The organism is Ensifer sp. R1-3, assembly GCF_056739175.1.
In genome coordinates this window covers 19872-41803 of record NZ_CP096518.1, presented here as the reverse complement: position 1 = coordinate 41803, position 21932 = coordinate 19872, and the positions used below count along the sequence as shown (strand labels likewise).

Sequence of the window (21932 nt, the reverse complement as noted above, 5' to 3'; positions counted from 1 at the left end):
TTGGAGGGATGACATGCGACAACATTACCGAGATCTTCGATATCTGCGTATTCCGGTGGACGATCTGAACGCTGCGGCGGCCTTCGCCGGCGATGTCTTCGGCCTTCAGCCGGCCGACCGCGACGACGAGAACGCCCGTTTTCGGTCGGATGCCCGCAATTATGCGCTCTGCTACACGCGGGCGGAAGGTCCCGCCGCCGTGGCACTGACAGTCGCTCAGCAGGAGGATCTCGATGCGGTCGAAGAGCGGCTGTCGGCCTGGAAACCACGCCGTCTCGATCAGGAAGAATGCAGGGTCCGTCAGATCAAGGCCGGGCTGATCGTGCCTGCGCCGAACAAGGTTTCCGTCGAGATCGTATGGCGGCCGCTGACGTCAGGCTGGCGTTATCACGGGCCGCGCGACGCCGGCATTACAGGCTTCCAGGCCGTACAGCTTGCTTGCACCGACATCCACGCGAACGAAGATTTCTGGATAAACGGCGTCGGAGCCGACGTTTCCGACTGGGCGGGGGACGCCGTTTACCTGCGCATCGACGAAGCCCATCACCGCATTGCACTTTATCCGTCGGGCCGTGACTGCGTGCTCGGCGCAACCTGGGCCGTCGAGAGTATCAACAACGTCATGCAAGACTGGTATTTCTTCCAGTCCCGCCAGATACCGATCGTCCATGGCCCGGGCCGCCAGCCGGCCTCTAACGCCGTATTCGTGACCGGCAGTGGGCCAGGTGGGATTTACTACACCTATGCGGCCGAGATCGACAGCGGACCCCATCTAGCCGCCCGCGGGCCTCGACAGTTTCCCGATACAGCCCTGTCACATTGCGCCTGGGGTTCGCCAACGAGCGCGCCGGAATTTTCTGGAGGAGCAGACAGATGATCGAACTGAGAGACGTCGTCTATTGCCGTCTGGGCACCACTGATATTGCCGGAGCCGAATGGTTCGCGGTCAATATTCTCGGCCTGGAGGTTTCCGAACGCCGCAAGGGCTCGACCTATTTCAAGTCGGATTCGCGCGAGCACACGCTCTGCTATTTCGAGGGAGACCCCGGCGATCAGGTGACCGCGTTCGAAATCGGCTCTTCAGACGACCTGCAGAAGGCTGCGGCAACGCTGGAAGGTCTCGGCCAGCGGGTGCATTACGGCAATGCGCAAGAATGCGATGCGCGCCATGTCCGGGAGTTCATCCGCTTCAGGGATCCAACCGGCAACGGCATCGAATTCGTCGTGCGCCCGGAACTGTCAGCCAAACGCTATCACGGCACGCGAGATGCGGGGATCACCGGGTTTTCGCATGTCGGACTGTGCACCACGGAGGCAGAGCGTGACGAGGCCTTCTGGACACAGGTATGCAACGCGCGCGTCTCCGATCGGATCGGCGACGCGCCGCTGATGCGGCTCGGCACGATCCATCATTCGATCGCGCTTTTTCCCTACCACAAGGCAGGTATCCAGCACATCAACCACCAGGTCGAGAGCGCCGACGACATACAGCGATCCTTCAGCCATGTGCGCGAGCATCAGGTCAACATCACCTTCGGGCCCGGTAGGCATCCGACCTCGTCGGCGCAGTTTCTCTATTTCACCGGTCCGGAGGGGATGACCTTCGAATATTCGACAGGTGTCTGCGAAATCCACGACGAGCCGCTCTGGCGCGACCGCCAATTCCATTTCGAGCCCAAAGGCTTCTGCCACTGGGGTGCGAAGCCGAACATCGCAGCTTTCAAGGATTGATCGGAATGCCCCCAGATCTTGCCATGAAGGTTCGCATGGCTGCCCGGGCGCTCGGTCGCGCCGGGCTGGTTCATGCCTATGGGCATTGCTCCGCGCGTCTTGATACCGAACGCTTTCTTGTGTCTCCAGCAAAACCGCTCAGCATGGTGAAGGCCGACGACCCGTGCTCGTTGGTCTCAGCCATCGGACCGTTGCCGTCCGGCGTCCTCGGCGAGGTGCGTATCCATCAGCAGATCTACGCGGCGCGGCCGAAGACGGGCGGTGTCGTGCGCTTCATGTCGCCGCATATGATGGCACTTGCTGCGCTCGGGCGGGTGCCGCGCATCAGACATGGCTTTGGAACCTACTTTGCTCCCGCCGTCGGTCTTTGGGACGACATCCAACTGGTACGCGACGACGAGAAGGCCCGCGGCGTGCTGGCAGCGCTCGGAGACGGTGCGGGTGTGATGATGCAGGGTAATGGCGCCGTCGTCGCCGGAGCGTCGCTCGAAGAGGCGGTAATGCTGGCCTGGTATCTGGAAGACATGTGCCGCATCGAGCTTGCCGCCCTGTCGACCGGTTTTGCCGAAACCGCACCGCTGATCAGCCCAGAGGCGGCCGCAACGCGAGCAACGCGCGCTGGCGGCATCGTCGAGCGCATGTGGGATTTTCTAACCCAGGGCGATCCCGAGCATCTTCGTGAAACGCCGCGTCCATCTGAAAGGACATGACATGACGACCTATATGAATTTCATCGACGGCGTTTTCGTTCGCGGTGGGGGAGAAAGCTTCGCGAACCACTTTCCGACAACGGGAGAGGTGATCGGCGAAATTTCGGCCGCCAGCCGCGCCGATGTCGATGCCGCCGTCGGGGCTGCCCGGGCTGCGTTGAAAGGCCCCTGGGGACGAATGTCGATACCGGAGCGCGTCGCACTGCTGCGAAAGCTTGCCGACGGCATCAACGCGAGGTTTGACGAATTCCTTGCCGCAGAGATCCGAGATACGGGCAAACCCCGCTCGATTGCCTCCCATATCGACATTCCCCGCGGCGCGGCCAATTTCAACGTTTTCGCCGATCAGATTCTGACCGCCTCGACCGAGACTTTCGAGATGGCGACGCCCGACGGGGCCGGTGCTTTGAACTATGCCGTCAGGGTCCCACGCGGCGTGATCGCGGTTGTCTGCCCGTGGAACCTGCCCCTGCTGCTGATGACTTGGAAGGTGGCGCCTGCGCTTGCCTGCGGCAACACGGTGGTGGTGAAGCCTTCGGAGGAAACGCCCGCGACGGCGACGCTGCTCGGGGAGGTGATGAACGCGGTCGGAATTCCGCGCGGCGTGTACAATGTCGTTCATGGAACCGGTCCGGGTGCTGCCGGCGAGTTCCTCACCACGCATCCCGATGTGGACGGCATCACGTTTACGGGCGAGACCCGCACCGGCGAAGCGATCATGCGCGCTGCCGCAGGCGGCGTGCGCCCCGTTTCGCTCGAACTCGGCGGCAAGAACGCCGGCATCATTTTTGACGACGCCGATCTCGAAACGACGCTAGAAGGTATAGGCCGCGCCTGCTTCGCCAATACTGGGCAAGTCTGCCTGGGCACCGAACGGCTTTACGTCCAGCGCGGCATTTTCGACAGGCTTGCGGAAGGGCTCGCCGCCAAGGCGAAAAGCTATCGTCTCGGCGACCCGTTCGATCCCGCCACGACGATGGGGCCGCTCGTCAGCGCCGAACATCGCGCCAAGGTCCTGTCCTACTACGAGAAGGCCCGGGCCGGCGGCGCGACCATCCTGGCAGGGGGTGGCATACCGCAGATGCAGGGCTACGAGGGCGGCTACTGGATTGAGCCGACCGTCTGGACGGGACTATCGGAGGATGCGCCGGTGGTCAGCGAGGAAATCTTCGGTCCCTGCACGCATCTCACTCCCTTCGACAGCGAGCACGAGGCTATAGACCTTGCCAACGACAGTCCATACGGGCTGGCGACGTCGATCTGGACCACCGACCTGTCCCGAGCGCATCGCGTCGCGCGGCAGATCGAGGTCGGCATCGCCTGGGTGAACTGCTGGTTCCTGCGTGATCTCAGGACACCTTTCGGCGGCAGCAAGGCTTCCGGCATAGGTCGTGAAGGCGGCATCCATTCGCTCGAGTTCTATACCGAGCTGCGTAACGTCTGCATCAAACTCTAAGAAAGCATCAAGTCATGTTGAATGAAGAAGAACGCGGCCGCTGCGTGGCGGGCCTGCTGGAAAGCCACCGCACGAAGGTACAGGGACAGCGTCCTTCGGAGATGTTTCCAAACATCGAGATCGCCGATTCCTATGCGATTTCATCGGCCGTCGCCGACGCCAGGGTGAAGGCCGGCGCAAGGATCATCGGCCACAAGATTGGCCTGACCTCCAAGGCCATGCAGGCGTCGTCGAAGATCGACGAGCCGGACTATGGCTACATGTTCGATGATCTGGTCCTTTCCGATGGCGCCAAGGTTCGCTTCGAGGATTTCTGCGTGCCGCGTGTCGAGCCGGAACTCACGTTCATCCTCAAGGAGCCCCTGAAAGGGCCGAATGTCGGTCTCGTTGACGTGATGCGCGCCACGGAATGGGTGGTCCCGTCGATAGAGATCATCGATGCACGCGTCACCGAGCCGCGGCGAATCTTCGATACCGTCGCCGACAACGGCGCTGCGGCCGGACTTGTGCTGGGCGGGCGTCCCGTCCGGCCGGAAGACGTTGACCTGCGCTGGGTCGGAGCGATCTTCTACCGCAATTCGGAAATTGAGGAGACGGGGCTCGCCGCCGGCGTTCTCGGGCATCCCGCCATGGCGGTAGCTTGGCTTGCCAACAAGCTCGCCCCTTTCGATGTGACTCTCGAACCCGGCCACATGATGCTGTCGGGCAGCTTCACGCGTCCGGTCTGGGCCAAGAAGGGCGATACGCTGCATGCGGACTTCGGTCCACTTGGCTCCGTCGCAGTGCAATTCGTGTGAGGAGCGATCAATGCAAGCACCAAGAAACGAGTTCAAGCGCCGGCTTCTGGCAGGAGAAATCCTTCACGGTCTCTGGATTTCCATCGCCAGTGCCCAGACCGCCGAGGCGCTGTCGCTGCTCGGTTTTGACTGGTTACTGTTCGATACCGAGCACTCTCCGGTCGAGCTTGCTGGTGTCCAGCCCTTGCTCCAGGCGGCGGCGGCAGGCAAGTCGTCCCATGCGGTTCGTCCCGCCTGGAACGACAAGGTCCTGCTAAAGCGTGTTCTGGATATTGGCGCCCAGACAGTTCTGGTTCCCTTCGTTCAGACACCTGAAGAAGCCGCCTCGGCGGTCGCAGCGACCCGCTATCCGCCCGCCGGCATCCGTGGCGTGGCCGGCTCCACCCGCGCCAGCCGATTCGGGCTGACGTCCGATTATTTTGCCGTCGCCAACGGGGAAATCTGCGTTCTCGTGCAATTGGAGACGAGGGAAGCCCTTGAGCATCTCGAAGCCATCGCGGCTGTCGAGGGCGTGGATGGGATTTTTGTTGGTCCTTCTGATCTCGCTGCATCCATGGGACATCTCGGCAACCCGGGCAACCCGGAGGTGCAGGCGGTCTTGAGGGAGGCAGTTGGACGCATTGTCACCTGTGGCAAGGCGCCGGGAATCTTGGCAACAAATGCGGTGGATGCTCGCCGTTATATCGAGTGGGGCTACCGTTTCGTAGCCGGCGCGGTAGACACAGGCATTCTCGTGAACGGTGCGAAGGCGGTTTTGGCGGATCTCAGCTCGTAACCTCCAAATGGTGGCTCATCGGATTGGCGCTCTAATCAAGATGGCTCTCAGCAAGCCTGCATGGGAACCGGCGTTGAAGTCGGCCGCATTGTCGGCCTGCGAGAGGCGGATTTCGTTCACCGTCGCACCACTCGGCCCTGCTCACCTGGTGGAACGACGTACAATGCACGCGTCCCCGATTAAGGTAAAATGCGACTGAAGGCAGGTACAAGCCATTTTGTTGTGCAAAATGGGAAAGTGTTTTGCACACAACGAATTTCTTCGCATCTCGTACATGTTCTAACTTATGCCGCACGGAATTTAAACACGCCAAATTTGACTCTCAGCGTGCATCGGAAAGTACGCCTAGCGGTCAACGGAGGCAGGATGGATGCGGCATCCGCGGTACTAAACTTTGAAGGCCAAAACGCCGAGCGCTGCTGCTGCGGCACTTATATATACCAAATTTCGATGGCGTGGGCTCGATTCGCATGCGGTTTCGTCTGCTTCGACCCTTTCCAAGGATGAGGCCCCGGATGACGCATAGGGGAAATCATTGAGAGAGGTGCTTTATTCACCACAGACAAAAACACCCCGGAGAATTAGCCGAAGTTCCATAATGAAACTTATGCGATATGTTATAACATTACAATAGGGCCGAGGAAGAATTTGGAATTTCTGGCCTCCTCCCGAGGCAACTTGGCTGCCGTCGAACAGGTCCCGGCGGCAGCCCTTTTCTCGGAGCATCGCCAACTCGCTTTCCACTGATCTTCAACGGTGGGGTTCGGCTGAACATCTGCATCGGACCACGCCACAACCGACCGCGATTTTATCATGAAGGACTCGATACTTTCGCCGCTTGAAGCGACCTGCCTTCGGTGGGTTTCTCGTGGCAGGACCATCAGCGAAATCGCTTCGCTCGAGGGCAAGAGCTTTACTGATATCGAAAATTGCCTGCAACGCGCGCTACTCGCACTGGAGGTAAAATCAATCGCGGAGGCGCTTCAGAAAGCGAAACTCACTGCGCGCGATTGATGCCCGCGCCTGACTCCAAAGCGGAAGGATCTCGGTGCCTGAGGGGCGGGAAGCAAGTATCGCCCATGCGAAATCCGTGCGCTGTACTGCGTCCCAGCTGAAGCAAGCCAATCCCGCTCTCTTGTGATGGCGTCCTGGCCCTGCGCCGGATCTTCCACGATCAACCCGTAAAGGGTCCGCTCACAAGCTGCGGCCGCTTCGGCTTCGCCTCGCGGTGATCGCGCCCGTCGCCGGGCCTTTTGAGGAGCCATCGAGCGGGAATTGACCCGCTCCAGATGGAGCCTCTCACATGTCGCACAACCTTTCTCTCGCCCAATCCCATGCCTTCCAGCTCTCCCGCGATCTGATGGTCCCGGTCACTCTTTTCTCGGTCAATGGCGAATACGGCGTCCTCCCTTCTGACGAGATCGACGCCGATGACGATCTTGCGATCGTGCATGAGTTTTTCCCCTGGCCGGCGCATTGAGCCGGCCCGTGCCTTTGGCGTGCCGCTTGCGCGCTGCACGCCGCAAGGGAGGCTTCACCGCGGTCAAGCATTGCATGATCCGACAATTGCCAGCCGCGCCCTTGCCGCCTTTGCTCTTCGCGGCGGGCCGAAGGGTACCCGCGAAACGACGGGCAAGGAAAGACAATGGAGGCCGATCGCCGGGCGATCGGAACTAAAATGAAGAGAAGAGACATAGAAACGCTGCGCGAACGGGTAAGCTGCGCCGCCGTTCTTGAACAGGCGAGGTTCGCCATCGACATCAAGGAAAGCACCCGACGAGCAGTCAAGTTTCGCCGTGGCGGTGAAATCATCATCGTCACGCATGAGGGGCGCGGATGGTTCGATCCGCTCAGCGATGCGAAAGGCGATGTGTTCGGGCTTGTGGAGCATCTCGATCATGTCGGATTTCTCGAAGGCGCCGAGAGGGTCGCGGATCTTGTTGGTTTTACGATCACGGAACCTGAGTGGCAGCCTGCGCGCCGTGAGGGGGGATGCAGCCTCTCTCTTGCCGAGCGTTGGCAGTTGCGCCACAGCCCATGGCCCGGTTCATCGACATGGCGTTACCTCAATGGTCAGCGTTGCCTGCCGGCGCCGCTACTCAGCGCGGCGATCAAAAGAGACCTTCTGCGGGAAGGCCCATGTGGCAGCATGTGGGCAGCTCATAAGGACAATGCCAGCGTTGTAACCGGCTGGGAGGCACGAGGTCCACAATACCGCGGCTTCGCCTCCGGAGGAACGAAGATTCTCTTCCGTATCGGGTCGGATACTGCGTTGCGCCTTGCCGTCACCGAAGCCGCGATCGACGCCATGAGTCTTGCGGCAATCGAGGGGTTGCGCGACGGCACGCTCTATCTCAGTACCGGCGGCGGATGGTCGCCGGCCACGCAAGCCGCGCTGCGGGATTTGGCGTCCAGACCTGATGTCCGGTTGGTCGCGGCGACCGACGCCAATTCTCAAGGCGAAGCGTTTGCAGAGCGGTTGCGGGCGCTCGCCGAAGATGCCGGCTGCGACTGGACGCGGCTGCGCCCGCCCGAGGAGGACTGGAACGTGACCCTGAAGATCAGGGAGAAGGGAAAGAGGTAGAGAAAGGCAGGAGGCGCGCCGCATTCACAACGCACACGTCAAGGGAGGCTTGGCCCGGACGAGCCGGCCCCTTGACCCGGCCGGGCGCGATACCGGCGGATCGAGAGGGGTCATGAAGGGCTGAAGAGGATGGTGAGGTCGACAGGACGGCGCCGCTCTTCGGTCCGAAACGCGCAAGGAGTCGCAGATGACCCCCTTCCGCCACCGCCAAGGTTTTTCAGGGCGTCGCAAGCCGCCAGTTGATGTTCCGCATGTTCGACCGCCACGCACAGCGGCCGAACCGTTGGTATCCCGCACCACTCTACTCAGGCGAATGGTTCGAGATCGGCGAGACCAAACATGACTACATGTTCGAGATCCTGCCGCCGTTGTGGATTCGTGGGTCCATGTTCGCCATGCGCGAATTCATGACCACTCGGTGACATCAGTGTTCTTCGCGCTCAGGATCGATGAGGCGATCCGGGACTTTCGTCCGCCTTCGCAGCCGCGGGACCTGTCCCGTGATCGATGGCGTCCTCAAAAGAAGTTCTTCATGTCCCACGAGCCCTCACCTAACGTCGTCCTTCTCGCCATACTTCGCCGCCAAGCCCCCAACCAGCGATGCGACCTGTCGCACCGTCAGGACAGCCGGAGGCTGTCCCGGCGCCGAACAAACCGAGCTACATAGTCGTTTGCCGGGCGCTCGATAATGGTTTCGGGTGTGCCGACCTGCACAAGGCATCCATCTTTGAGAATGGCAATCTCAGAGCCAATTCGCAACGCCTCATCGAGGTCATGCGTGATGAACACGATTGTCTTTGAAAGGTCGCGCTGGAGAGCAAGAAGCTGATCCTGCATATCCGCGCGGATCAGTGGGTCAAGCGCGCTGAACGCCTCGTCCATCAGAATTGTATCAGTGTCTGCCGCCAGCGCCCGCGCCAGGCCAACACGCTGCTTCATGCCGCCGGAGAGTTCATCCGGATATTTGTGCTCATAGCCATTGAGGCCAACAGCTTCGATCCACTTCATTCCAATCGGATGGGTTTCGGCTCGCGAAAGTCCGCGAACGTGCGAAGCGTAGACGACGTTTTGGAGCACGGTGCGGTGCGGAAACAGACCAAAGCCCTGGAACACCATACTGGCGTGTCGATTGCGGAACTCGCGCAGCGAAGGCGCATCGAGGTCGAGGATATTCTTTCCGTCGAACAGCACTTCGCCTGCAGTTGGTTCTACGAGCCTGTTGAGGTGCCGCACGAGCGTCGACTTGCCGGATCCCGAGAGGCCCATGATGACGAAGATACGTCCCGCTCCAATTTGCAAGCTGACATCACTCAGCCCCAGACTAGAGCCAGTCTCGGCGAGAATGTCCGCCTTGCTGCGGCCCTGCCGGGCCATCGCGATCGCCTTTCCGCTCTTTGGTCCGAATATCTTGAAGATGTTGCGTATTTCTATCTCAGCCATTGGTCTGTTCCGATTTCCGGGTCCGCCCGAAACCCTGTGTTATGCGGTCAAGGACTATGGCGAGCACCACGATCCCGATGCCGGCCTCGAGTCCCTTTCCAACGTCCAAGGTCTGGATGCCGTTTAGAACCTGCTCGCCCAATCCGCGCGCGCCGATCATCGAGGCGACAACCACCATGGACAGAGCCATCATGATCGTCTGATTGAGCCCAGCCATGATGGTGGGCACGGCAAGCGGCAGTTCGACGCCTAACAGGATCTGGCGAGGGCTTCCGCCGAATGCCGTTGCCGCTTCCACGACTTCGGCATTGACCTGGCGGATACCCAGATCGGTAAGCCGAATGAGTGGCGGAACCGCATAGATTATAGTGGCCAGGACCGCAGGCACTTTGCCGAGCCCAAACAACATCATCACCGGAATGAGATAGACGAAGCCAGGCATGGTCTGCATCACGTCAAGGGCCGGCAAAGCAAAGTTTCGGAAAGGGCGGCTTTTTGCGGCTAGGATACCCATCGGAATGCCGATCAAGATAGATACCACTGTCCCTATCAGCATGAGTGCTAGCGTCTGCATGGTGAGTTCCCATAACCCGAGAACTCCGATGAGCAAAAGCAACAGGCCGACCGATATCGTCACGACAATCCTGCGTGTGCCCACCCATGCTAGCGTCATGAACACAAGGACCAACATCCACCAGGGAGTGGCACGCAAGGTGGTCTCGACAAAGATGATGGCCTGAAGAACGGAATGCGCGAAAGCGCGAAAAGCAACACCGTAATTCGTGACCATCGCTTCGATAAAACTGTTGACCGGACCTCGTATCGAGATACGCCATTGTTCTGGAAACATTTTCATAAACCTAGTGAGGGGGTGCCGCATCGCCGGCGGACACCCGTCTATCGTGTCAGCTTCAATTGATGCTGGCCTGGATTTTGGCGCGGGCCTCCTGCGATACCCAGGCACCCCAGATGTCCTGACGGGTTTTCAGGAACTCTTCAGCCGCGGCTGCGGGCTCTGATTTATTATCCAGCATAAACGCGAGGCTGGCGTTTACCTGATCCAAAGGAAACTCGGCCTTTTTCAGGATATCGATAATTTCAGGCGCCTCGGCCGCAAACTTGGCGTTGACGCCGTAGACGACCTCGGTGGTTGGAAACGCGCATCCTTCGTCGCGCTCTCCTTCGGTGCTCGTGAGCTTTGCCCAGCAAGCGTCGCTGTAAGCTGGCTCTTCCAATTTCACGAGCTTGAATTTGCCCATGATGGCGGTGGGAGACCAATAGTAAAACAGGATTGGCTGCCCCTGCAGGTATGCAGAGGTAATTGCCGAATCCAATGCCGTCCCCGTACCCGGACGGAAATTCACATAGGAATCTTGAAGGTTATAGGCCGTCAGTTTGGCCGTACTGACTGCCTCACATGTCCAGCCCGACGGGCAGTTCAGAAAGCGGCCCTTGGACGGTTCTTCCGGATCGCTAAAGAGCGCGACATATTTTGGATCGGCGAGCTGTTTCACGCTCTTGAGATCAGGCGCCACGGCCACGATGTTGCGCGCGGGATCACCGTGCACAACATAGTCGGGCACGAACCAGCCTTCCTGGGCGCCGCTAAAGGAGTTGCCAATCCCTATCACCTTGCCTTGTGCGGCCGCTTTTTTCCAAACGTCGCTCCGACCCATCCACTCCTCGGCCGAGATCTGAACATCGCCATCGGCTGCCGCCTGTTCGAGTGTTACTGAATTGCCCGGAACCGTATCGACTTTGCAATCGTATCCCTTGGCCAGGATGGTCTTCATGACAGCAGTGATAAACGCACCGCTTTCCCAGCCGATTTCGGCGAAATTGATCGTCTTGCCGCCCGCGCAATAGGAGGTTTCGGCCCTCGCGACGGAGGCCGGCATCGTTAGCACGACGGCACAGAACGCATATTTCAGGAGCTTTCTCATTATGGCATTCCCCTTTTTGGTTGTTATGCTTTAGTCTTCGAACGTCGAATGCAACGATGGCCTCGCTAAGCGAAGCGACGCCTGCATCTTCGGCTTTTGGTCGACATGCGCGGCGACCTTGTCTCCGGAAGGGTCAGGCAGCATCTCGTGTCGATGTCCATCCATTGGCCTCGTTGATGTCGTCGATGACCGCCTGGACTTCGCTTGCAGCGATGGTCTCACCCGCGAACCATTCAATCGTGCTGTGAATTCCGACAAAGGACTCGCTGCAGTAGTCGACAAGCCGGTCGGCTCCGACATCATCGAGACTCAGGCGGTCGCGAAAGAAGGTCGCCAATTTTTCACGACCTACAGGGGTCTCGAACAGCAGAAATGGCTGAGTTTCCAGCGTTAAGCGGCGAGGAGCCAATTGGGGCGTATCGCATGTGATGTCGGCGCTCAATCGGACGTCGCGCGAAGACGCACCCACATCGATCCCGTAGGCACCGGGGTCTGTCAGCCATTGACCTAGTTCGGGATCAAAATAACGCATGTCCCGCGCCTCGATCTTAATGCTGACCCGCTTCGTCTCGCCAGGGTTCAATTCAACCTTCGCGAAACCCTTCAGTTCACGCACGGGCCGATGAAGGCGCGTCTTCACCGGCCGTCCGTAAAGCTGGCAGATCTCCTTGCCGGCCGTCTGGCCAATGTTGGTGACCGAGAAGGTCACTGTCAGCGCTTCGCCGTCTTTCAGCGCGTCACGGTCGAGCTCAAGATCGGAATAGCAAAATTCGGTGAAGCTCAATCCAAATCCGAAGGGGAAGAGCGGGCTCAGTTCGCGACGATCATAGTAGCGATAACCCACATAGATGCCTTCGGAATACGCGTGGCGATCATTCTCTCCTGGATAGTGGAGATAGGCAGGCACATCCTGCAATCGCTTCGGAAAAGTGACCGTAAGCTTGCCCGACGGGTTGGTCCGGCCGAAGAGGATTGATGCAACCGCATGCCCCATTCCTTGCCCCGCAAAGAAAGTCGCAAGAACGCTTGGTACCTCGGCCAGCCAAGGCATTTCCACTGCATCAGGAGATGCGACAATGACGATCGTGCGCGGATTGACTGCAGCGATCCTTGCGATAAGCGCGTCTTGCCCATCAGCCAGGCCGAGATGAATACGATCCGATCCTTCTCCGTCATAGCCGTTTTCCGTGTTTGCGAAAAACAGCACGACGTCGGCTGATGCTGCGCCTGCGATAGCCGCATCGGCGAATTTGAGCCTATCCTCGCCGCTTAGCGGAAAATGTTGGATTTCGACGCCCGGCTCTGCAAAAGTCCTGATTTCCTCAAGCGGAATGTCCACCATGCTAGGGTGTGTCGTAGCGCAGCCCCAGCCCTGGAAGATAGGATCGATGGCCGTGTCGCCAATCACCACGATACGGCCGGTCACCATTTTCAGTGGAAGTAGGTTGCTCTCATTCTTGAGCAAGACGATTGACTCGGCAGCCATCTGACGTGCGAGCGTATGATTTTCGCTAAGATCGCATGTCGCGTCGCGTCGTTCTCCGGCCTTCACGCGCCGCACGAGCTGCAGCATCCGCAAGCAGGACTGATCAATCGTGGCAAGTGGGACGGTGCCATTTTCTACAGCCGCGAGCAGTTGCTTTTTCCGACTCTTGCTAGCCGGCATGTCGAGATCGTTGCCGGCATTGGCGGCCGCCGCGCGATCTTTGATACCATGCCAATCGGACACAACGACACCATCATACTGCCATTCATCGCGCAGCACTGTCGTCAGCAGCCATCGGTTTTCCGCCGCTTGAACACCGTTGAGCCGGTTATAGGAGCTCATCACCGTCCAAGGGTTGCTTTTGCGGATAGCACGCTCAAATCCTGCGAGGTAGATCTCCCGTAGCGCCCTTTCGTCGACGTCCGAACTCATCGTGGTTCGCTGAACCTCGGAATTGTTGCAGGCGAAATGTTTCAGCGAAGCGCCGACACCGCTGCCCTGAAGTCCTAAGATGACGCCCGCGGCAATGTCGCCCGTCAGTACCGGATCTTCGGAATAATATTCGTAGCCGCGACCGCCGAGTGGCATTCGTCTGATGTTAATGCCCGGTCCCAACAGCAAATTCACACCGAGCGCCTGACATTCGGCTGCCAATGCCGTTCCGAGCTGGAGGGCGAGATCCACGTCCCACGAGCATGCGAATGAAGAGCCGTTCGGAAAGCAGGTCGCCGGACTCGTTCCACTGAAATCGCCTTCGATCGTATGCTCGGTACGACGGTTCACAACAGCGAGAAATTGTTCGAGGTTCGCTCGATCGTCATGTACTCCGTCGATCAGATCGGGTTGATAACGAACCCCATAAGTTCCGTCCGTCATCACGAATTCCGGCACGTTGAGACGATAGTTCGGAGCCGATTTCCAGAGACCGTTTCCCGAAAGTAGGTCAACTTTTTCGGCAACGGTCATTTCGGCAACGATGGATTGCAGTTCTGCGTCCGTAACGTCCCACATGCTTCCGCAAGTCCTTCCAGGGCTATTCAATAGATGGGCTTACCCCTAACCGAGCACTCAGATTTGATCTCCGGTTAGGCGAGCCTGTGATGTGATCCACTCTATCGAAGCCAGAAAGGAGGTGCTAGAAGTGAATTTTGATGATCGGAACGTCTCTATTTGATATTTCTAGCGAGTGAGCCAGTGTCGCAGCGATTCAGTAAGGTCAAATTCACTCCCGCTGCCGAACCGAGTTCGCCGTCCAATCACGGACTCCAGCACATCAATCTCGATGGCGTCTCGAAAACGAAGGTCTTCCTCCATGGCTCGCGGGAAATCCCGTTCCACTGGCACAGGGAAATGGAGATCCTGATCACGCTCAAGGGCAGCGCCAAAATCGTCGTCGAAGGTCAGCTCTGTATAATGCGCGAGGGTGATCTCATGATCATCAATGCACACGAGGCACACAATTCGGTATCTCTATCGGCCGACACAATTGTTTGCGGTGTCCATCTGGACCTTGATCACTATGAACGCATGGGGCTAACGGAAATCTCGAAGCGACTCTATCATTGCCGGAGCTTCCTTCACGGTAAGTCCTTCGACAAGATCAGCCGCACTATAAAGGCCTTCGTTGCGCGCATGGTTCTCATCGACACGGAAAAGCCCACAGAAGCGGCTATTCATCTTTCGATGGCAACGGCGCTCGCGTGTGCAATCCATCAATCAGTGCCCTGGACGCCGCTCGATCGGAACGCCGGGCAAAACCGCCGTGATGGCCGCGAGCGTATCCTCAGAATTATGGACAGCCTCGCACGCGCCCACCGAGCGCCGAGCCTGAGCCAGCTTGCTGAGGTCGAAGGGATATCGCTCGCCCATCTCTCCCGGCTTTTTCGAGCTCACACTGGTGTCAGCTTCCGCGACTATTCCCAGAATCTGAAACTCGACACTGTCATGGAGGATTTGTTGACCACCGACAACACGGTTTTCGACATCATGGATGGGCGCGGTATCGGCAATCCTTCCCTTTTTTACAACCGATTCCGGCAACGCTTCGGCTGCAGTCCGGCGAAGTTCCGCGAACAGGGCGTGACGCGGGACACTGCGGATATGCTTCCCGAGGATATTCAACATTCCGCAATCGAGAATTTGCTAGGTTATTTGAGTTATCTGCCGTCGGCTTCTGAAATGACATTTGGCATGTCGGTCCGACATAATAAAAACGTCGCCGTTTCGGGCTTCCATGCCTTTCCGTCGAATTGGCGCAGGTAACGTGTGCCTCCTAATCGTTCACTTCCCCTTCATCAACGCAAGGCGATCTGTTTGCCGAGCGATTGCGGGCGCTTGCTGAAGACGCTGGTTGCGACTGGACGCGGCTGCGCCCGCCCGAGGAGGACTGGAACGAGACCCTAAAGATCAGGGAAATGGAAAAACGGAAAGAAAGGAAAGAAAGGAAAGAAAGAAAAGAAGGGAAAGAGGCGTGCCGCATTCGCACCGCCCGCGTCAAGGGAGGCTTCGCCCGGCGGAGCCGGCCCTTGACCCGGCCGGTCGCGATGTCGGCGGCTCGGGAGGGGTCAGGAAGGACTGAAGGGCATGGCGAGGTCGCGAGGACGGCGCCCCACTTCGGTCCGCGAACCTCCGAAGGAGCCATAGATGATCGCCTCTCCCGCAACCGCCAAGGTTTTTCAGGGCGTCGCAAGCCGCCAGCAGATGTTCCGCATGTTCGATCGCCACGCGCAGCGCCCAAACCGTTGGGATGGTGATGCCGCACCATTCTACGCAGGCGAATGGTTCGAGATCGGCGAGACCGAGTATGATTACATGTTCGAGATCCTGCCGCCATTGTGGATCCGAGGGTCGATGTTTGCGATGCGCGAATACATGACCGGCTCGGTGACATCCGTGTTCTTTGCGCTCAGGATCGACGCGACCATTCGATATTTCCATGGCTATTGCGATCTTTCCGACAAGGCATCCGTCGAAACGATGCGCGTCGCCATCATCGAGCGCGAAAGCCGTCCGGTCCGGTCCATGACGCGGCAAGAGCGGCTCGAGCATATCTGGAGCACGACTGCCGACGATTACCGCGGCTATGCCGGAGACAAGTGGCCGCAGTCCGCTCGCGGCAAGCGCACCGTCGTGCTCTATGGCGGCAACGAGGGCACTTTCCTGAAGCTGCTCGAGGAACTCACCGACGGGGAGATCGCTGTGAAGCTGCCGGTGCATCTTCGCCACCTTCCCTCCCCGATCGCCGCGTGAGGAGGACGCCATGTTCACTTTTAGCGTGGTCGACGTTCGTGCGGTGATCGCGCGCGGACGCACCGACGCGGCAGCCAATGGCGGGTTCCGCAATCCTCACTATGGACTGCTCCCGGATAAGGACGAACGGCACGGCCTGTGGATCGTCGGCGATGAAGGCGTCTATGTGCTTTCCAACGGAAAATTGGCAGAGGGCCAAAGGGCACTCGCGGTCTATGCCGACGAGTGCGATCCGAAGACCAATCCGGACTACTGGCACTACAAGCGCCGGTATTTCGGGGGAGACGACGGCATCGTCTTCATCGACGCTGAGAGCCTGGAAGCCATGCTTTCCACAAACCCGGAAGCCACGCATCTGCGGGCGGAGTTTGCGACGGAAACAATGCAGCTCTCCGTAATCACGCGCTCGTAGCTCGCGATCGCTGCCGCCGGACGAACCAGGTCCAAATTTCCTCACCTCATTTTCATCCGCCTTCGCAGCCGCGGGACCTGTCCCGTGGGCGATGGCGCACATCCTCGAAAAGGAGCTTTCATGTCCCAGGATCCCTTCACCCTCGATATAGGCAGCAGCGCATTGTCGTCCGGTCTTGGCCTCGGCGTCACCGCGTTTGGCGGTTTCGCCGCCAATGACGACGATCCCGATCCGCCGCCGCCCTCCCCCACGCCGGCATTGCCTCTGCCAGCTGCGAAGCGGCCGGCGGCGCGGAGACAAGGCGAGCGAACCAACTTCTATCTCAACGACGGCGACGACCGCGGCTTGGCCGCGACCTGGAAGGAGCGGGCGAAGGCAAATCTTGCGGCCATCCTGACTGCCACCGAAATCGAAAAGCAGGATCGACCCGCCACCCGTGACGAGCAGGCGAGGCTGATCCGCTTCATCGGTTTTGGCGCATCGGAACTCGCAAACGGCATGTTCCGGCGTCTAGGCGAAGTCGACTTCCGGGAAGGCTGGGACGACCTCGGCAGTTCGCTGGAAAGCGCCGTCACCGATGCCGACTATGCTTCGCTCGCGCGCTGCACCCAGTATGCCCATTTCACCCCCGAGTTCATCGTCCGCGCAATCTGGGCGGCCCTTCAGCGTCTCGGCTGGCGTGGCGGACGTGTTCTGGAGCCAGGGATCGGCACGGGGCTGTTTCCGGCGCTGATACCAACAGCTCTCAGGGATACCAGCCATGTTACCGGAATCGAACTCGATCCGGTGACGGCACGGATTGCCCGGCTGCTTCAGCCGAAGGCGCGCGTCATCAACGCCGACTTCGCGCGCACCGATCTCAACGCGATCTATGATCTCGCCATCGGCAACCCGCCCTTCTCCGATCGCACGGTTCGGTCGGACCGGCAGTACCGTCCGCTTGGTCTGCGGCTGCACGACTATTTCATCGCCCGGTCGATCGATCTCTTGAAGCCTGGCGCACTCGCCGCTTTCGTCACGAGTTCGGGCACGATGGACAAGGCGGACGCGACGGCCCGCGAGCATATCGCCAGATCCGCCGATCTGATCGCCGCCGTCCGCCTGCCCGAGGGCAGCTTCCGGGCAGATGCCGGCACGGATGTAGTGGTGGACATCCTGTTCTTCCGCAAGCGCCGGATCGCCGAGCCGGAGGGCGAGCTGTCGTGGCTCGATCTGGAGGAGGTGCGCCCGGCCACATCCGACGACGGTGCAATCCGAGTGAACCGCTGGTTCGCGCGGCACCCGCATCTCGTGCTCGGCGAGCACGCCCTAACGTCTGGTCCGTTCGGCGAGACCTATACGTGCCGGCCACGCGCCGGTGAAGATCTCGAAACGGCACTGAAGGCCGTGATCGCTCTTCTTCCGGAGGATCTGTATGACGGCGAGCCGACGCAGATCGACATCGATCTGGAAGAGGAACTGGGCGAGATCGTCGATCTCCGCTCCGGCAACGACAAGGTCCGCGAGGGCAGCTTCTTCATCAATAACCGCCACGGCCTCATGCAAATGATCGACGGAGTGCCGCTCGCGGTTTCGGTGCGGAAAGGCCGATCAGGCGACGGCCTGTCCGAAAAGCATGTCCGGATCATCAAGAAGCTGATTCCGATCCGCGACGCCGTGCGCGAGGTTCTCAAAGCGCAGGAGCTGGACCGACCGTGGCGGGATCTGCAGGTTCGGCTGCGCATCGCCTGGTCGAGTTTCGTGCGCGACTTCGGGCCGATCAACCATACGACGGTTTCGATCTCGGACGATGAGGAAAGCGGCGAGGTCCGCGAAACCCATCGCCGGTCCAATCTCCAGCCGTTCCTGGACGACCCGGATTGCTGGCTGGTGGCCTCGATCGAGGACTACGACCTCGAAACCGATACGGCAAAGCCCGGTCCGATCTTCTCCGAGCGGGTCATCTCTCCTCCGGCACCACCCGTCATAACCTCGGCAGCCGACGCGCTCGCCGTCGTTCTCAACGAGCGTGGCCGCGTCGATCCCGAGCATATTGCCGAGCTGCTACATCGCGACCCCGACGCTGTGATCGGCGAACTCGGTGACGCCATCTTCCGCAATCCCGCCGATGGCTCCTGGCAGACCTCTGACGCCTATCTCTCCGGCCCGGTCCGCACGAAGCTGATAGTCGCCGAAGCGGCCGCTGCTCTCGATCCGGCTTTTGAGCACAATGTCCGCGCGTTGCAGGACGTCCAGCCGGCCGACCTCCGGCCGTCGGATATCACCGCCCGCCTCGGTGCACCCTGGATTCCGGCCTCCGATGTTGTCGCCTTCGTCAAGGAAACGATGGGCGCCGACATCCGGATCCACCATATGCCGGAACTCGGGTCATGGACCGTCGAGGCACGCCAGTTTGGCTATAGCGCCACCGGCACCTCCGAGTGGGGCACAAGCCGCCGTCACGCCGGCGAACTGCTGGCCGATGCGCTGAACAGTCGGGTTCCGCAGATATTCGACGTGTATAGGGATGTTGGGGGTGAACGCCGCGTTCTGAACGTCGTCGATACCGAAGCAGCCCGCGACAAGCTCCAGAAGATCAAAGAGGCATTTCAGCGCTGGGTCTGGACCGATCCTGATCGGACCGACCGGCTGGCGCGAGTCTACAATGACCGGTTTAACAATATCGCGCCGCGAAAGTTCGACGGCTCGCACCTGCAATTGCCCGGCGCCAGCGGTGCCTTCCAGCTTTACGCGCACCAGAAGCGCGGAATCTGGAGGATAATCTCCTCCGGCTCGACCTATCTCGCTCACGCCGTCGGCGCCGGCAAGACGATGACGATGGCCGCCGCAATCATGGAGCAGCGCCGTCTCGGCCTGATCGCCAAGGCTATGCTGGTCGTGCCGGGCCATTGCCTCGCACAGGCCGCGCGCGAGTTCCTCGCCCTCTATCCGAACGCGCGTATCCTCGTCGCCGACGAGACGAATTTTACCAAGGACAAGCGGGCACGTTTCCTGTCGCGAGCCGCCACGGCCACCTGGGATGCTGTTATCATCACCCATTCGGCCTTTAGGTTCATCGCTGTGCCGTCGGCGTTCGAGAGCCAAATGATCCAGGACGAGCTGGAGCTCTACGAGGATCTTCTGACCAAGGTGGACAGCGAGGATCGGGTGTCGCGCAAGCGGCTCGAGCGCCTGAAGGAAGGTTTGCAAGAGCGGTTGGAAGCGCTCTCAACCCGCAAGGACGACCTTCTCACGATCTCGGAAATCGGCGTCGACCAGATCATCATCGACGAGGCGCAGGAATTCCGCAAGCTTTCCTTCGCGACGAATATGTCGACACTGAAAGGCATCGACCCGAACGGATCGCAGAGGGCCTGGGACCTCTATGTCAAGTCCCGCTATATCGAGACCAAGAATCCCGGCCGCGCGCTCGTGCTGGCCTCCGGCACGCCAATCACCAACACGCTCGGTGAGATGTTCTCGATCCAGCGACTGCTCGGCCACGAGGCGCTCCGCGAACGCGGGCTTCACGAATTCGACGCCTGGGCCTCGACCTTCGGCGACACGACGACCGAACTCGAAATCCAGCCGTCCGGCAAATACAAGCCGGTCAGCCGGTTTGCGAGCTTCGTCAACGTGCCGGAGCTGATCGCCCTGTTCCGCAGTTTTGCCGATGTGGTGTTGCCGGAGGACCTGAAACAATATGTGAAGGTTCCGGACCTCTCGACCGGCCGGCGGCAAATTCTCACGGCCAAGCCGACGCCGGCCTTCAAACTCTATCAGCAGATCCTCGACAGCCGCATCAAGGCAATCGAGATGCGGGAGGGGCCAGCCCAGCCCGGTGACGATATCCTACTGTCCGTCATCACCGACGGCCGCCACGCGGCGATCGATCTGCGCCTGGTCATTCCGGCAAACGATAATGAGCCAGACAACAAGCTCAACCTCCTCATCGAGAACGCCTTTCGCATCTGGACGGAAACGAGCGAAAACATCTATGTCCGTCGGGACGGCAAGCCTTATGACCTTTCTGGTGCCGCGCAGATGATCTTCTCCGATCTAGGCACCATCAATGTCGAGAAGACACGCGGTTTCTCTGCTTACCGCTGGATCCGTGACGAATTGATCCGACTGGGCGTACCCGCGTCGCAAATCGCCTATATACAGGACTTCAAGAAGACCGAGGCAAAGCAGCGACTGTTCGGTGACGTCCGTTCGGGCAAGGTTCGCTTCCTGATCGGCTCCTCGGAAATGATGGGCACCGGCGTCAACGCCCAGCTCAGATTGAAGGCGCTGCATCACCTTGATGTGCCGTGGCTGCCGTCACAGATCGAGCAGCGCGAGGGCCGCATCGTCCGGCAGGGCAATCAGCACGATGTCGTCGACATCTTCGCCTACGCCACGCAAGGGTCACTTGATGCCTCCATGTGGCAGAACAACGAGCGCAAGGCCCGCTTCATCGCCGCGGCCCTTTCCGGCGACACCTCGATCCGCCGGCTGGACGACTTGGGTGAAGGCCAGGCCAACCAGTTCGCCATGGCCAAAGCGATTGCCTCGGGCGACGAGCGCCTGATGCAGAAGGCTGGTCTCGAAGCCGATATCGCTCGTCTCGAGCGGCTACGCGCCGCCCATGAAGACGACCTGTTCGCAGTGCGCCGGCAGGTCCGGGACGCCGAACGCGACATCGAGGTGTCGATCCGGCGCATCGGCGACATCGGCAAGGATATCCAACGGCTGGTTCCGACTGCGGGAGATGCCTTCACGATGACCGTCACGGGCGTTTCATACGACGAGCGAAAGGAAGCCGGCCGCGCGCTGATGAAGGAAATCCTTACCCTCGTCCAGCTTCAACAGGAGGGTGAGATCGTCATCGTCTCCATTGGTGGCTTCGATCTCGTCTATGATGGCGAGCGGTTCGGCAGGTCTGACGGCTATCGCTACACGACCATGCTTCAGCGCACGGGCGCGGATTACGAGATCGATCTCGCTGTCACGGTGACGCCGCTCGGCGCGGTCTCCCGCCTTGAGCACGCGCTCGACGACTTCGACGGGGAGCGGGAACGCTATCGCCAGCGGCTGGAGGAGGCGCGCCGGCGCCTTGCTTCCTATCAGTCCCGTCAAGGTGGCGAATTCGCCTTTGCCGGGGAACTGGGCGAAAAGCGTCGCCAGCTCCGGGACGTTGAGGCGAAACTCGCAGCCGAGGCGCGCGAGGCAGGTACCTCTGCCAGGCAATCAGCTTGATCTTGGAAGCAGTGCAGCATGCGCATAGGTGCATTGCACAATAGATGTTTTCCATCTGATCAAAAAATGATCATAGTGCACACAGCTGATGCACATGGCGGTCTCCTCCCAGTGCCGCCGCAACAGCTG

16 protein-coding genes and 1 pseudogene are annotated in these 21932 nt (G+C 59.9%); 13 read left to right on the top strand and 4 right to left on the bottom strand.

Annotated features, from left to right (window positions below):
* Positions 1-13: 13 nt before the first annotated feature.
* The 9 genes and pseudogenes from M1D43_RS30860 to M1D43_RS30820 form a co-directional block, all read left to right on the top strand.
* On the top strand, positions 14-877 hold the full coding sequence (locus tag M1D43_RS30860) for a VOC family protein (protein WP_498814989.1): 864 nt from the start codon (positions 14-16) through the stop codon (positions 875-877).
* Positions 874-1731: a VOC family protein gene (locus M1D43_RS30855; protein WP_498814988.1), complete on the top strand. Its 858-nt coding sequence runs from the start codon at positions 874-876 to the stop codon at positions 1729-1731. Before M1D43_RS30860 ends, M1D43_RS30855 begins: the two co-directional genes overlap by 4 nt.
* Positions 1732-1736: 5 nt before the next feature.
* Positions 1737-2441 (top strand): class II aldolase/adducin family protein, encoded by a 705-nt coding sequence (locus M1D43_RS30850; protein WP_498814987.1) that lies wholly within the window; start codon positions 1737-1739, stop codon positions 2439-2441.
* Position 2442: 1 nt separating this feature from the next.
* A complete protein-coding gene (locus tag M1D43_RS30845; protein ID WP_498814985.1) occupies positions 2443-3897 on the top strand; it encodes a 2-hydroxymuconic semialdehyde dehydrogenase in 1455 nt (484 codons plus the stop codon).
* A gap of 14 nt (positions 3898-3911) precedes the next feature.
* Positions 3912-4694, top strand: a complete 783-nt coding sequence (locus M1D43_RS30840; protein WP_498814984.1) for a fumarylacetoacetate hydrolase family protein — start codon at positions 3912-3914, stop codon at positions 4692-4694.
* Positions 4695-4704: 10 nt separating this feature from the next.
* Positions 4705-5469, top strand: a complete 765-nt coding sequence (locus tag M1D43_RS30835) for an HpcH/HpaI aldolase family protein (protein ID WP_498814983.1) — start codon at positions 4705-4707, stop codon at positions 5467-5469.
* A 1303-nt stretch (positions 5470-6772) separates the two neighbouring features.
* Positions 6773-6949, top strand: a complete 177-nt coding sequence (locus tag M1D43_RS30830) for a hypothetical protein (RefSeq protein ID WP_498814981.1) — start codon at positions 6773-6775, stop codon at positions 6947-6949.
* Between the two features lie 165 nt (positions 6950-7114).
* The gene (locus M1D43_RS30825) at positions 7115-8053 is read left to right on the top strand and encodes a DUF3991 and toprim domain-containing protein (protein WP_498814979.1); all 939 of its coding nucleotides are present in this window, start codon (positions 7115-7117) and stop codon (positions 8051-8053) included.
* Positions 8054-8295: 242 nt separating this feature from the next.
* Positions 8296-8522: pseudogene (locus M1D43_RS30820) on the top strand (DUF1419 domain-containing protein); the annotation flags it as partial.
* 149 nt (positions 8523-8671) lie between these two features.
* Here M1D43_RS30820 and M1D43_RS30815 read toward each other — a convergent pair.
* From M1D43_RS30815 to M1D43_RS30800, 4 genes are all read right to left on the bottom strand, one after another.
* The gene (locus tag M1D43_RS30815) at positions 8672-9493 is read right to left on the bottom strand and encodes a quaternary amine ABC transporter ATP-binding protein (RefSeq protein WP_498814978.1); all 822 of its coding nucleotides are present in this window, start codon (positions 9491-9493) and stop codon (positions 8672-8674) included.
* The gene (locus M1D43_RS30810) at positions 9486-10343 is read right to left on the bottom strand and encodes an ABC transporter permease (RefSeq protein WP_498814976.1); all 858 of its coding nucleotides are present in this window, start codon (positions 10341-10343) and stop codon (positions 9486-9488) included. Before M1D43_RS30810 ends, M1D43_RS30815 begins: the two co-directional genes overlap by 8 nt.
* A gap of 61 nt (positions 10344-10404) precedes the next feature.
* Positions 10405-11391: an ABC transporter substrate-binding protein gene (locus tag M1D43_RS30805; protein ID WP_498815047.1), complete on the bottom strand. Its 987-nt coding sequence runs from the start codon at positions 11389-11391 to the stop codon at positions 10405-10407.
* A gap of 178 nt (positions 11392-11569) precedes the next feature.
* Complete coding sequence (locus M1D43_RS30800; RefSeq protein WP_498814974.1) at positions 11570-13933, bottom strand: beta-glucosidase; 2364 nt, start codon at positions 13931-13933, stop codon at positions 11570-11572.
* Positions 13934-14116: 183 nt separating this feature from the next.
* Between M1D43_RS30800 and M1D43_RS30795 the strand changes: the two genes are divergently transcribed.
* From M1D43_RS30795 to M1D43_RS30780, 4 genes are all read left to right on the top strand, one after another.
* Positions 14117-15184: a cupin domain-containing protein gene (locus M1D43_RS30795; protein ID WP_498814973.1), complete on the top strand. Its 1068-nt coding sequence runs from the start codon at positions 14117-14119 to the stop codon at positions 15182-15184.
* Positions 15185-15565: 381 nt separating this feature from the next.
* The gene (locus tag M1D43_RS30790) at positions 15566-16171 is read left to right on the top strand and encodes a DUF1419 domain-containing protein (protein WP_498814971.1); all 606 of its coding nucleotides are present in this window, start codon (positions 15566-15568) and stop codon (positions 16169-16171) included.
* Positions 16172-16181: 10 nt separating this feature from the next.
* Positions 16182-16583, top strand: coding sequence for a DUF3085 domain-containing protein (locus tag M1D43_RS30785; protein ID WP_163928124.1), 402 nt, complete (start codon positions 16182-16184; stop codon positions 16581-16583).
* Positions 16584-16703: 120 nt separating this feature from the next.
* On the top strand, positions 16704-21803 hold the full coding sequence (locus M1D43_RS30780) for a helicase-like domain-containing protein (protein ID WP_498814969.1): 5100 nt from the start codon (positions 16704-16706) through the stop codon (positions 21801-21803).
* Positions 21804-21932 lie beyond the last annotated feature (129 nt).